The sequence below is a fragment of the Pseudomonas syringae pv. cilantro genome, assembly GCF_001293775.1.
Classification (GTDB): Bacteria; Pseudomonadota; Gammaproteobacteria; order Pseudomonadales; family Pseudomonadaceae; genus Aquipseudomonas; species Aquipseudomonas syringae_P.
Map to the genome: position 1 here is coordinate 177,327 of NZ_LGLN01000065.1, position 12,171 is coordinate 189,497.

Genomic DNA, 12,171 nt, shown 5'->3' on the forward strand with positions numbered 1-12,171 from the left:
ATCAATGGCCCTTTCTGCGCTGTTGTTTGACCTGGACGGAACCCTCATCGACACCGATGAACTGCATTTGAACGCCTACAACCAGTTGCTGGCACGCTGGGATCGGTCGATGGACATCGAGTACTACAAGGCTCATGTGATGGGCTTCCCGGACGACATGATTTTTGGCGGTCTGTTTCCTGATATTCCCGCTTCGCAATACGCCGGTCTGGCTGCAGAGAAGGAAACAATGTTTCGCACCCAGCTGGGTGAGACGATCCCTGTGGCAGGCGTGCTGCGCATTCTTGATCACGCACAAAAAGCCGGCCTGCGCACGGCAGTCGTCACCAATGCGCCGCGCGAAAACGCGATGGCCATGCTCACGGGCCTGGGCATCGTGAATCGTTTCGAGGCCATCGTGATCGGCGGAGAACTGGAGCGCGGCAAACCACACCCCATGCCCTACCTCACGGCGCTGGAGCTGCTGGGCGTGACGGCCGACCAGGCCATTGCCTTCGAGGACTCGCTGGCCGGCGTGCAGTCAGCCCATGCGGCGGGCATCCATACGTTTGGCGTGCTGTCGGGTTTGCAGGAACATCAGCTTCGACAGGCGGGTGCGCGTGACGTGATCCGGGACTTCAACGCCGATGCGCTGTGGCAGTTGCTGCAAAAGGCTGACTGAGGCAGTAACAGCGTGCTCGACAGACGTTGAACAACACGCCCCTTTGATCGCTGGAGTTAAAGCTTTTTGTACGCCAGCGCACTAAAATGGCGGCCGCCTGCTCCCTACCGGGGCAGACTCGATTCAAGAGGCGGTCGTGTACAAAGGTGTCGTGCTGTCGGTTCTGGCTTCCGTGCTGTTCGGGGTCATGTACTTCTATACCTCGCTGATGGCCCCGCTGAATGGCGAGGAGATTTTCGGCTGGCGCATGCTGCTCACCGTGCCGTGCGCCACGCTGTTCATGCTGATCAGCGGTGACTGGCGGCGCGTGCGCGAGCTGGCTGCCCGGCTCCGGCAGCAGCCGCTGCTGATCTTCGGGCTGCTGCTGTCGTCACTGCTGCTCGGCGCGCAGTTGCTGATCTTCATGTGGGCGCCGCTGCACGGGCGCAGTCTGGAGGTGTCGCTGGGCTACTTCCTGCTGCCCCTGAGCATGATTTTCACCGGCCGTCTGGTGTACGGCGAACACCTCTCGTACCTGCAAAAAGTCGCCGCCGGGTTCGCCATGATCGGGGTCGGCCATGAAATAGTGCGGCTGGGCAGTTTTTCCTGGGAAACCCTGCTGGTCGCGGGCGGCTACCCGCTGTATTTCGTGTTGCGCCGCAAACTCAAGACCGATCACCTGGGCGGACTTTGGTTTGACATGCTGCTGATGCTGCCCATCGGCCTGTGGTTCATCAGCAACGGGCACCCGCAGGCGATTGAGCAGACACCGCTGCTGTATCTGTTGATTCCGTTGCTCGGGGTCATCAGTGCCTCGGCGCTGGTCAGCTACATCATCGCCAGCCGCTTGCTGCCGTTCAGCCTGTTCGGACTGCTCAGCTATGTCGAGCCGATCCTGCTGGTTGGGGTCGCCTTGCTGCTGGGCGAAAGCATCAGCCGCGATGAATGGCTGACCTACCTGCCGATCTGGCTGGCGGTCGTGGTGCTAATGATCGAAGGCGCCAAGCACATGCTGGCCCAGCGTCGTCGGGATGCGAGCTGAGCCTCATGCTTCGGTGAAGCGCTCCAGTTGCATTTCCTGCAGCCGGCTCAGGGTGCGGCGGAAGGCAAATGACAGATAACCCTGGGTGTAAAGCTCGTCCATCGGCACCGGCGCTTCGACGTACAGCGGGATACGTCGGTCGTAACACTCGTCCACCAGCGCGATGAAACGCCGCACGCCGTCATCGTTGGGCGACAATTGCGGCAGTTCCCTATCCCCCGCCGTGACTTGCTCGACGCCGTCCTCGGTACCACGGGCAATCTTCGCTTCGCGCTGTGCGGCGCCCAGAACCGGCACTTCGCTGAGCAAAATCACCGAAAAGCGATCACACAGGGCAATGAAGTCCATGGCCGCCAGCGGTTGCTCGCACAAGTCGCGATAACGGCACCACACTGCCGTGTCGGAATGCTGCACCACATTGATGCTGCGATAACCCAGCATAACCTGCGAATCGTGAACCGGCTGGCCTGCACTCAAGGCTTCGAATATCCCCTGCAAGGCACTTGGCCGCCCGGCCTCGGCAATCCAGTAACGCTGATGCAACTGGCCAGGATGCAGGCGATGATCCTCGCCCCCGTCCACCGCAACGATATCCATGTACGCGTGGATCGCAGCAACAGCATGCAGAAAGCGCTCGCGATTGTGCCCATGACTGTACAGCTGGTCTGGCGGCTGATTGGAGGTGCAAACCAGCACCACGCCTTGTTCGAACATCACTTGCAGCAGGCCGCCGAGGATCACCGCATCACCGATGTCGGTCACAAACAGCTCGTCGAAACACATCACCCGCACGTCCCGCGCCAGCTCTTTGGCGACCACGGTCAGCGGCTGGGGCGTGCCCATCAGTTCGAACATGCGCTTGTGGACCCAACGCATGAAGTGGTGAAAATGCTGCCGTCGGGCTGGCACGCTCAAGCTGTCGAAGAAGCGGTCCATCAGCCAGGTCTTGCCACGCCCGACCGGGCCCCACAGATAGACGCCGCGCGCCTGACCGCGAGGCTCAGTCAGCGCCATATAACACGCCTGCAACTGCTGAACGGCCTGCCACTGTGCCTGGTCGGGCTGAAAACCACGCTGGACCGCACGTTCGTAAGCATCCAGCGGAGAGAGCACATTCATCAGGCACACACCTTCGGTTCAGGGAGCACGATTCAGCCTATACGAGAACGTTCATCAAGCGTGCTGCACACCGGCGCGCTTGAGCAGTCGCTTGCAGCGCTCGGACAAGTGCACCACCCGCAAATGCTTGCCCGCCTTGGCGTAGCGCTCACGCAAGGTTTTCAGCGCAGCAATCGCCGAGTAATCGACAAAGCTCAGGTGACGACAGTCCAGGGTCACTTGCGCAGGGTCTTCAGCGGGGTTGAACTGGTCCAGAAAAGGCGTGGTCGAGGCGAAGAACAGCGTGCCGTGCAGGTGATAAACCTTGCTGCCGTCCGGCTCGATATGGCTGTCAGCATACAGCTCACGGGCCTGCTGCCAGGCAAAGTTGATCGCGGCAATGATAATGCCGAACACCACCGCGGTGGCCAGATCGGTCAGCACCGTGACCACCGTCACGGCAATGATCGCCAGCACGTCGTTGACCGGTACTTTGCGCAGCACGCGCAACGATGCCCAAGCGAAGGTTTGCTGGGCAACTACAAACATCACGCCAACCAGCGCCGCCAGCGGGATACGCTCGATCAGCGGCGACAGGAACAGCACAAACATCAGGATCATCATGCCCGCGACCACGCCGGAAACCCGGCCGCGGCCGCCGGAACTGAGGTTGATGACCGTCTGACCGATCATCGCGCAGCCGCCCATGCCGCCGAACGCACCGGACACCATATTGGCTGCGCCCAGCGCCACACATTCGCGGTCCGGGTAGCCACGGGTTTCAGTGATCTCGTCGGTGAGGTTCAGGGTCAGCAGGGTTTCCAGCAGACCAACCAGTGCCATCAGGATGGCGTAAGGCGCGATGATGCGCAGCGTCTCCAGATTCCATGGAATGTCCGGCAGGGCGAAAACCGGCAGGCCACCGGCGATGTGCGCCATGTCGCCCAGCGTGCGGGTCGGCAGGCCGAGCAGATACACCGCCAGGCCGACACTGAGGATCGCCACCAGCGCCGGAGGTGCAACGCGGGTTATGCGCGGCAACAGGTAGACAATTGCCATGGTCAGCGCCACCAGGCCGAGCATCACGTACAGCGGCGTACCGCTGAGCCACGCCTCACCGACCTTGAAGTGCTCCAGTTGCGCCATTGCGATCACGATTGCCAGGCCATTGACGAAGCCCAGCATCACTGAATACGGCACCAGGCGTACCAGCTTGCCGAGCCGCAACAGCCCGAACAGGATCATGATCAGGCCGCCTAGCAGCACCGTCGCCAGCAGGTATTGCACGCCGTGTTGCACCACCAGCGCGACGATCACCACCGCCATCGAACCGGCTGCACCCGAGACCATGCCAGGACGCCCGCCGAACAACGCCGTCAGCGTGCAGATAATGAACGCGCCGTAGAGCCCCATCAGCGGGTTGAGATGGGCGACCAGCGCAAAGGCAATGCACTCGGGCACCAAGGCAAAAGAGGTGGTGAGCCCGGCCAGCACTTCGGCACGCATACGGATAGTTTTCATGGTTTACCTGCGCCGCGCTGCCTGGAGGAAGCGCAAAAAAGGGGGCATATTACGCAAACGTTTGACGACCGACCACCGCAGCCGGGTTTCTGCATAAGCTCCTGATGATCGGCACACCCCATAAAACAAGGAATTATCGAATGCAACGCCATGGAATGCTGCTCTGCGCAGGGCTTGTGCTGGTCAGCTCAATCGCTTGTGCCGAGGACGAAACAGGCGATTTTGATACGTTCGTGCGCACAGAAGCCGGCAAGGTGATGCAGCAAAACACGATTGCGGGCCTGTCCATCGCCATCACCCGCAATGGCAAACAGCAGTTTTACAACTACGGCGTGACCTCGAAGGCCAAGGGTCAGGCGGTGTCCAGCGACACGCTGTTCGAACTCGGCTCGATCAGTAAAACCTTCACCGCCACGCTGGCCAGCTGGGCGCAGGCCAATGGGCAGCTATCACTGACGCAAAGCATCGACACCTATATTCCGCAGTTGCAAGCAACGCGTCTGGGCAAGGTGCCGGTATTCCATCTCGGCACGCACACGGCGGGCGGCTTCCCGCTTCAGGTGCCCGATCAAGTGCAGAACGCTCGCCAGTTGATGGCTTATTTCAAAGCCTGGCAGCCCGAGTATTTGCCCGGTACTCACCGCACGTATGCCAACCCCAGCGTAGGGCTGCTCGGCATGGTCGCGGCACGCAGCATGAAGATGCCGTTTGAAGACGCCCTGCAACAACGGCTGTTTCCGGCGCTGGGCCTGAACAGCACGTATGTCACGGTGCCTGATGAAAAGCAGGCGCTTTATGCGCAGGGCTACAACAAGCTCGACGAACCGGTCAGGGTCAACCCGGGTCCGCTGGCAGCTGAAGCCTACGGCGTGAAATCGAGCAGCCGCGACTTGATCCGCTTCGTCGAAGCCAACTTCGGCCTCGGCCACTATGACGCCCCGTTGCGACAAGCCCTCAACGACACACAAATCGGCTATTTCAAGGTCGGCGGCATGACCCAGGATCTGATCTGGGAACAGTACCCGATGCCGGTTCGCCTGGAACAGCTGCTTGCGGGCAACGCCAGTGCCATGCTGAACATCATCAAAGCCGATGCTATCGAACCGCCGCAGGCCGCGCAGACTGCCGCCTGGATCAACAAAACCGGTTCAACCAACGGTTTTGGCGGTTACGTGGCGTTCATACCGGAGAAGCAGCTCGGCATTGTGATTCTGGCCAACAAAAACTACCCGAACGAAGAGCGGGTCAAGCTGGCCTACCGGATTCTGCAACAAGCCGCGCCATTCAATTAAACAGCTCTGGCTCACCGCCCGATTCGATTTCAAGCAGCTTGCGCTTGCGCTCGACACCCCAGCGATAACCGGACAACGTGCCATCGCTGCGCACCACGCGATGACACGGGATGGCGACAGCGAGCTTGTTGGCACCGCAAGCATTGGCGACAGCCCGAACTGCGCTGGGCATGCCTAACTGAGTCGCGATCTCCGTGTAGGTGGCGGTCGATCCGGCCGGGATGTCTCTGAGCGCCTGCCAGACCCTCTCCTGAAACACCGTGCCGCGAATATCCAGCGGCAGTGCAAGGCCGGTGGCGGGCGATTCGACAAAACCCACAACCGTCGCGATCAATGCTTCAAACTGCGCGTCACCACCAATCAGATTGGCGTTGGGGAATTGGTCCTGAAAGCGTTCGATCAACGCGCCGGGATCATCACCGAGCGAAATGGCGCAGATGCCTTTGCTGCTGGTGGCCACCAGAATCGACCCCAGCGAACTTTCGCCCAATGCGAAGCGGATATCGACGTTGGCGCCGCCCGCCCGGTATTCGGAAGGTTTCATGCCGAGCATTTTCTGCGACGCCTCGTAGAACCGGCTGTTGGAGTTATAGCCCGCCTCGTATAGCGCGCTGGTAATGGTCACATCATGGGACAACCGGACCTTCACGCGTGAGCGCATTGAAGCGACGCTATAAGCCTTGGGCGTTAGCCCGGTCAGCTTCTTGAAGGTGCGGTGAAAATGAAAACTGCTCATCCCGACCTTTTTTGCGAGCTCCGCGAGGTTGGGCATCGAATCGCAGGCATCTATCGCTCTGCAGGCTGCAGAGACCACCGCCGCATGCTTGAGGCCGACGCTTTGCTGATCATGAGCACCGCGCCTGGAGGGCCGAAAACCGGCGGCTTCGGCCTGGCTGGCGCTGTCAAAAAAAACGACGTTTTCCGGACGCGGAAGCCTGCTCGGGCTGCCGGGTGTGCAATAGACACCGGTCGTCCGCACAGCGTAGACAAAGCCAGCGCACACTTCTGAATCCGGATTCGAACGGCGCTTGAGCAGAATATTCCAGCGTGGATCGTCTTCAGTGCGCAGGGTCTGCTCTGGCGTCGGGCCTTGGGTGCTGTTCATGTGTTGCCCTGCCTTGAGTTTCGCTGAGCCTATCGCGATGGGCACCGGTAAACACTCCGGGTCTTGCTTTCAAATTCGTGAAGCATTGTTTTCGCTGAAGTCCGTCGGTACTCGCCATAAATACCAGGCAGCGATTGTTCGGTACGGCGCAAAGCGCTCGGCAAGCCGGCTCATTTCCTGGTGACGCGGTTTGAGTTCAAGAGCATACAGTCGCCGATAGCCTTCGCACACGCCGAAGTCGCTGGCAGGCATGACATCCCGTTGACCAAGCCCATAGATGAGCATCATCTCCACCGTCCAGCGCCCTACCCCCGGCAACTGGATAAGGCGCTCGACGAGTTCTTCATTGCTCATCGCCAGCGCAGCACTGACGTCTGGCACAAGACCGTCCACCCGTGCAGCGGCAATTGCTTTGATCGCCCGGCATTTCGACGCCGAAAAACCACAGGATCGCAGTGCCTGATCATCCAGCACTGCCAGCGACTGAGCGTCCGGAAAACGCTCGTCGGCAAACAGAGCACGCAGCCTCATGACCATCGCATCACCCGCCTTGGCGTGCAATTGCTGATAGGCAACGGCCTTGACCAGCGCCTGAAACGGATCCTGCGCCGCCGTAACCGGATGCAGACAAGGACCAACGTGCTCGATCAGTAACTGCCAATGCCTGTCGATGGCCCTGAGCGATTCGACGGCCTGGGCATGAGCCGCCTCGGTCTGACCAGTGTACTGGTTGCAGTCGCTGCCAAAGGTGTCTGATTCTGCTGACATCGGATTTCCAAATGAATTGAGGCGAACGACGCACTCACCCGGTAATACATCATGCCCAACTTCAACGAAGATCCCGCAAAGAGCACTGAAAAAGTGCCCGAAAAAATTGCCAGGCCTGGAGATCGGCCAGCTGAACCTCGCCTGAACAACCTGCCAAAAACCACAAGCAGACCAAAAACAACTACCCGCATTCAAGAATGAGTATCATTATGTTACGCAGTGTTTCCGGCTGATTGCTCGTCGAACCACGCTCACTCTTCAGTCTCGACCCGGTGGGATATGCTCGTTCCGTTTTTGATCATGCTGCGCGAAGGCATCGAAGCTGCGCTTATTGTTGGCATCATCGCCAGCTACCTGAAACAGACCGGTCGCGGCGAGTGGATGCCTGCGGTGTGGATCGGCGTGTTTCTAGCCGCAGCGCTATCGCTGTTCGTCGGTGGCGGGCTGGAGCTGATGAGCGCCGAATTTCCGCAAAAGCAGCAGGAGTTGTTCGAAGGCATCGTCGGCCTGATCGCGGTAGGCATTCTCAGTTCGATGGTGTTCTGGATGCGCAAAGTGGCGCGCTCGATCAAGCACGCGCTGCACGAATCGCTGGACGCCGCCCTCGCCGGCTCGAAAAACCAGACTTACGCGCTGATCGCCATGGTGTTTTTTGCCGTGGCCCGCGAAGGGCTGGAAACCGTATTTTTTCTGCTTGCTGTATTTCAGCAAAGCGAAGGCTCGGGCGCGCCGCTGGGTGCCCTGCTCGGCCTGTTGCTGGCCGTAGGCTTTGGCGTGGCGATTTACAGCGGCAGCATGCGCCTGAATCTGGGTCTGTTCTTCCGCTGGACCGGGCTGTTCATTCTGGTGGTGGCGGCGGGCATCCTCGCCAACTCCGTGCAAGCACTGCACGAGGCCGGCGTGTGGAACCATCTGCAAGGCGTGGTCTTCGACATCAGCGCGCTGCTGCCGATGGACGGGCCGGTCGGCTCGCTACTCGCCGGGATGTTCGGCTATCAGGACGCGCCGACGGTCAGCACGCTGAGCGTTTATCTGATTTACCTGATCGGGGCGCTGGTGCTGTTTTTCATGCCGCACACCCCGAAAGCCGGCAAACCGCTTCAGTCAAACCCATCTTCCGCTACAAACGAATAAGGGCACTCATGTCTAACCGTCCCTCAGGGCTTTCCGAGAAAGCCCGGCCGCCCCGTGCCCTGCGATTGGCAGTCGCAGGCTCTGTGATCCTGATGATTGCCGCAGGCGGGCTATTCTATTACGCCTCGCAAGTGGCCGCCAAGAAACGCGCGGCCAATGCCGGCACTGAAACCGTGGTCAATATTCACGCGCACAATTGCGAACCGAACGCCCTGACCGTGGCGGCAGGCAAGAACGCCTTTCGTATCGTCAACCGCTCCGAACGGGCCGTCGAATGGGAGATTCTCGACGGCGTGCTGGTGATCGAGGAGCGAGAAAACATCGCGCCGGGCCTGAGCCAGGTGATCAACGCCAATCTGGCACCCGGCGATTACGCCATTACCTGCGGCCTGCTCAGCAACCCGCGTGGCACTTTGCACGTCACGCCGACCGCCGAGTCCGACGCCAAAGCCAAGGCACGCCCGTCGATGACCGCATTCGTCGGCCCGCTTTCCGAATACCGGGTGTACCTGAGCCTGCAAGGTTCGGCACTGATCAAGGCCGTGACCGCGTTGCAAGAGGCCATCGACAGCGGCGACCTGAGCGCTGCGCAGACGGCCTACCTGCCCGCCCGCGCGGTTTATCAGCGCATTGCACCTGCGGCACAGCGCTTGTCGGAACTGGACAATGCCATCAACGCCCGCGCCGATTATTACGAGAAGCGTGAGCAGGATCCGGGCTTTACCGGCTTCCACCGCATTGAGTACGCGCTGTTCGAACAACACAGCGTCGAGGGCCTGTCGCCCGTCGCCCAGCGCCTGCAAACCGATGTCACCCAGCTCAAGAAACAGTTGATGGCGCAATCGCTGACACCTGACCAACTGCCCGCCATCGCCACTCGCACAATGCGCGGCCTGGCGGACGTGCGCAGCAATGGCGAAGAAGAGCGCTACAGCCACAGCGACCTCAACGGCTTCGCTGCCAATCTGGACGGCACGCGCAAGATTGTCGATCTGCTGCGTCCACTGCTGACCCGTAGCGCGGGCGATCTGTTGCAGAGGATCGATGTGGCAACCGCCGACCTGGACACCACCCTCAATGCACTCAGCACCGCGGACGGCTACCGCCCTTACGACCAGGTGGACGCAGCGCAACGTCAGCAAATCGCGGCCAAGGCTGGCGCACTGGCTGACGCACTCGGCGACATCGATTCGGCTCTTGGCCTTTCTGACCTCTGATCCACTGGAGCACAGCACACCACGATGAAAACCCCAGACAGCAATCCAGACGCCACCAACGCCCCTGCCTCCCTGCAGCGTCGCCGAGTCCTGATGGGGCTCGGTGCTGCCGGTGCGGCGCTGGCTGGCAGCAGCCTGAGTGGCAACGCGCTTGCCGCAACGCCCGCGCAAGTCGCAGAAGCGCCGAACAGCGAAAAAACCCAGGATCGCAACATCTATTACGGCGTGCATCAGACCGGCATCGTCAACCCGCGCCCGGCCGCTGGCATGCTGGTGGCCTTCGACGTGCTGGCCGCCGACCGCGATGACCTTGAGCGCCTGTTGCGCACGCTTAACGAGCGCATCGCCTTTCTGATGACCGGCGGGCCGGTGCCGGAAGTCGATCCGAAACTGCCGCCGCTGGATTCAGGCATCCTAGGCCCGGTCGTCACTCCGGATAACCTGACCATCACCGTGTCGGTGGGCGAATCGCTGTTCGATGAGCGCTTCGGTCTGGCCTCGGTGAAACCCAAGCGTCTGAGCCGCATGACCGGCTTTCCCAACGATGCGCTGGACCCGGCCAGTTGCCATGGCGACCTGAGTATCCAGTTCTGCGCCAACAGCGCCGACAGCAACATTCACGCCCTGCGCGACATCGTCAAAAACCTGCCTGACCTGCTGCTGGTGCGCTGGAAGCAGGAAGGCAGCGTGCCGCCTCAGGCGCCGAAAAAACCTGGCCAGCCGCCCGAAAGCGCGCGCAATTTTCTGGGCTTCCGCGATGGCTCGGCGAACCCGGATTCCAACAACCAGAAGACCATGAACGAACTGGTCTGGGTGCAACCGGGCAGCGACGAACCGGCCTGGGCGGCCAACGGCAGCTATCAGGCGGTGCGCATCATCCGCAACTTCGTCGAGCGCTGGGACCGAACGCCGCTGCAGGAACAGGAATCGATTTTCGGCCGCAGCAAAACCACCGGCGCGCCCATGGACGGCAAGGTCGAGACTGACGTGCCGAACTATGCGGCTGATCCGGAGGGCAAGAAAACCCGACTCGATTCGCACATCCGTCTGGCCAACCCGCGTACCGCCGAGACCCAGCGCAACCTGATCCTGCGCCGCCCGTTCAACTACTCCAACGGGGTGAACAAGAACGGCCAGCTGGACATGGGCCTGCTGTTCATCTGCTATCAGGCCGATCTGGAAAAAGGCTTTATCACGGTACAGACCCGTCTCAATGGCGAACCGCTGGAGGAATACCTCAAGCCGGTCGGCGGCGGCTATTTCTTCACCCTGCCGGGAGTTACCGGCGAACAGGATTTCATCGGCCGCTCGCTGCTGGCGGCTGCATCGACCCGGCAAACCGCATGACCTATCCACTCCTGACCCGGAAGACACGCATGAAAAAAACGCCTATGGCTCTGCTCCTGACACTTGGCCTGCTTCAGACCCCGCTGGCCGCCTTCGCCGCCACCGCACCACTGGACTTGGTGGGCCCGGTATCGGATTACAAGATTTACGTGACCGAAAACATCGAAGAACTGGTCAGTCACACCCAGAAATTCACCGATGCGGTAAAGAAAGGCGACATCGCAACAGCTAAAAAACTCTACGCCCCGACTCGTGTTTATTACGAGTCGGTCGAGCCGATTGCCGAGCTGTTCAGTGACCTGGATGCGTCCATCGACTCGCGCGTCGACGACCACGAGCAAGGCGTGACGGCCGAAGACTTCACCGGTTTCCATCGTCTGGAATACGCGCTGTTCTCGCAGAACAGCACCAAGGACCAGGGTCCGATTGCCGACAAGCTGATGAGCGACGTCAAGGACCTGGAAAAGCGCGTGGCCGAGCTGACCTTCCCGCCTGAAAAAGTCGTTGGCGGCGCGGCAACCCTGCTGGAAGAAGTGGCCGCGACCAAGATTTCCGGTGAAGAAGACCGTTACAGCCACACCGACCTGTATGACTTCCAGGGCAACATCGACGGCGCGAAGAAAATCGTCGACCTGTTTCGTCCGCAGATAGAGCAGCAGGACAAGGCCTTCAGCGCCAAAGTCGACAAGAACTTCGCCAGCGTGGAAAAAATCCTCGCCAAGTACAAGACCACGGACGGCGGCTTCGAGACCTACGACAAGGTCAAGGAAAACGACCGCAAAGCCCTGGTCGGCCCGGTCAACACCCTGGCCGAAGACCTCTCGACCCTGCGCGGCAAACTGGGCTTGAATTGAGCTGACGTTTTGCTGCCGGTTCCCGGCAGTTCGCGGACACGCGAAGCGTCTCCAAAAACAATGCTTTCGGGGGGCAGTCCACCTTTGTGGGAGCGGACTTGTCCGCGAAGACGGTAGTTCAGACGATATATTTTCGGAGGATGTATCGGCCCT

Annotated in this window: 12 protein-coding genes; 8 read left to right on the plus strand and 4 right to left on the minus strand. The window is 60.5% G+C overall.

The features are described 5' to 3' along the window. Window positions 1-4 precede the first annotated feature (4 nt). The gene (locus ABJ99_RS16340; protein ID WP_054086691.1) at window positions 5-661 is read left to right on the plus strand and encodes an HAD family hydrolase; all 657 of its coding nucleotides are present in this window, start codon (window positions 5-7) and stop codon (window positions 659-661) included. 136 nt (window positions 662-797) lie between these two features. After that, window positions 798-1,682 (plus strand): EamA family transporter RarD, encoded by an 885-nt coding sequence (gene rarD, locus ABJ99_RS16345; protein ID WP_054086692.1) that lies wholly within the window; start codon window positions 798-800, stop codon window positions 1,680-1,682. Window positions 1,683-1,685: 3 nt separating this feature from the next. Here the strand turns inward: rarD and zapE are convergent, their stop codons facing one another. After that, the gene (gene zapE / locus ABJ99_RS16350; protein WP_054086693.1) at window positions 1,686-2,801 is read right to left on the minus strand and encodes a cell division protein ZapE; all 1,116 of its coding nucleotides are present in this window, start codon (window positions 2,799-2,801) and stop codon (window positions 1,686-1,688) included. Between the two features lie 54 nt (window positions 2,802-2,855). Next, a complete protein-coding gene (locus ABJ99_RS16355; RefSeq protein ID WP_054086694.1) occupies window positions 2,856-4,301 on the minus strand; it encodes a SulP family inorganic anion transporter in 1,446 nt (481 codons plus the stop codon). A gap of 140 nt (window positions 4,302-4,441) precedes the next feature. On the opposite strand from ABJ99_RS16355, the gene ampC reads away from it, so the two are divergent. Further along, a complete protein-coding gene (gene ampC / locus ABJ99_RS16360) occupies window positions 4,442-5,593 on the plus strand; it encodes a class C beta-lactamase (RefSeq protein WP_054086695.1) in 1,152 nt (383 codons plus the stop codon). On the opposite strand, the gene ada is transcribed toward ampC, so the two are convergent. Together ada and ABJ99_RS16370 are read right to left on the minus strand one after the other, a co-directional pair. Further along, window positions 5,586-6,698, minus strand: a complete 1,113-nt coding sequence (gene ada / locus ABJ99_RS16365; protein WP_054086696.1) for a bifunctional DNA-binding transcriptional regulator/O6-methylguanine-DNA methyltransferase Ada — start codon at window positions 6,696-6,698, stop codon at window positions 5,586-5,588. The two genes, ampC and ada, sit on opposite strands and share 8 nt — an antisense overlap. A gap of 69 nt (window positions 6,699-6,767) precedes the next feature. Next, a complete protein-coding gene (locus tag ABJ99_RS16370) occupies window positions 6,768-7,466 on the minus strand; it encodes a DNA-3-methyladenine glycosylase family protein (RefSeq protein ID WP_080378182.1) in 699 nt (232 codons plus the stop codon). A gap of 51 nt (window positions 7,467-7,517) precedes the next feature. Between ABJ99_RS16370 and ABJ99_RS28330 the strand changes: the two genes are divergently transcribed. From ABJ99_RS28330 to efeO (ABJ99_RS16390), 5 genes are all read left to right on the plus strand, one after another. Further along, a complete protein-coding gene (locus ABJ99_RS28330; protein WP_154864440.1) occupies window positions 7,518-7,667 on the plus strand; it encodes a hypothetical protein in 150 nt (49 codons plus the stop codon). Window positions 7,668-7,745: 78 nt separating this feature from the next. After that, entirely contained in the window at window positions 7,746-8,600 is an 855-nt protein-coding gene (efeU, locus tag ABJ99_RS16375) for an iron uptake transporter permease EfeU (RefSeq protein ID WP_054086697.1), read from the plus strand. Between the two features lie 8 nt (window positions 8,601-8,608). Then, the gene (gene efeO / locus ABJ99_RS16380; RefSeq protein WP_054086698.1) at window positions 8,609-9,817 is read left to right on the plus strand and encodes an iron uptake system protein EfeO; all 1,209 of its coding nucleotides are present in this window, start codon (window positions 8,609-8,611) and stop codon (window positions 9,815-9,817) included. A gap of 24 nt (window positions 9,818-9,841) precedes the next feature. Beyond that, on the plus strand, window positions 9,842-11,164 hold the full coding sequence (gene efeB, locus ABJ99_RS16385; protein ID WP_054086699.1) for an iron uptake transporter deferrochelatase/peroxidase subunit: 1,323 nt from the start codon (window positions 9,842-9,844) through the stop codon (window positions 11,162-11,164). Between the two features lie 29 nt (window positions 11,165-11,193). Further along, window positions 11,194-12,018: an iron uptake system protein EfeO gene (gene efeO / locus ABJ99_RS16390; RefSeq protein WP_054086700.1), complete on the plus strand. Its 825-nt coding sequence runs from the start codon at window positions 11,194-11,196 to the stop codon at window positions 12,016-12,018. Window positions 12,019-12,171 lie beyond the last annotated feature (153 nt).

Coding starts and splice junctions, on each gene's coding strand:
- ABJ99_RS16340 (WP_054086691.1), top strand. CDS start 5: ATGGCCCTTTCTGCGCTGTTGTTTGACCTGGACGGAACCCTCATCGAC.
- zapE (WP_054086693.1), bottom strand. CDS start 2,801: ATGAATGTGCTCTCTCCGCTGGATGCTTACGAACGTGCGGTCCAGCGT.
- ABJ99_RS16355 (WP_054086694.1), bottom strand. CDS start 4,301: ATGAAAACTATCCGTATGCGTGCCGAAGTGCTGGCCGGGCTCACCACC.
- ampC (WP_054086695.1), top strand. CDS start 4,442: ATGCAACGCCATGGAATGCTGCTCTGCGCAGGGCTTGTGCTGGTCAGC.
- ada (WP_054086696.1), bottom strand. CDS start 6,698: ATGAACAGCACCCAAGGCCCGACGCCAGAGCAGACCCTGCGCACTGAA.
- ABJ99_RS16370 (WP_080378182.1), bottom strand. CDS start 7,466: ATGTCAGCAGAATCAGACACCTTTGGCAGCGACTGCAACCAGTACACT.
- ABJ99_RS28330 (WP_154864440.1), top strand. CDS start 7,518: ATGCCCAACTTCAACGAAGATCCCGCAAAGAGCACTGAAAAAGTGCCC.
- efeU (WP_054086697.1), top strand. CDS start 7,746: ATGCTCGTTCCGTTTTTGATCATGCTGCGCGAAGGCATCGAAGCTGCG.
- efeO (WP_054086698.1), top strand. CDS start 8,609: ATGTCTAACCGTCCCTCAGGGCTTTCCGAGAAAGCCCGGCCGCCCCGT.
- efeB (WP_054086699.1), top strand. CDS start 9,842: ATGAAAACCCCAGACAGCAATCCAGACGCCACCAACGCCCCTGCCTCC.
- efeO (WP_054086700.1), top strand. CDS start 11,194: ATGAAAAAAACGCCTATGGCTCTGCTCCTGACACTTGGCCTGCTTCAG.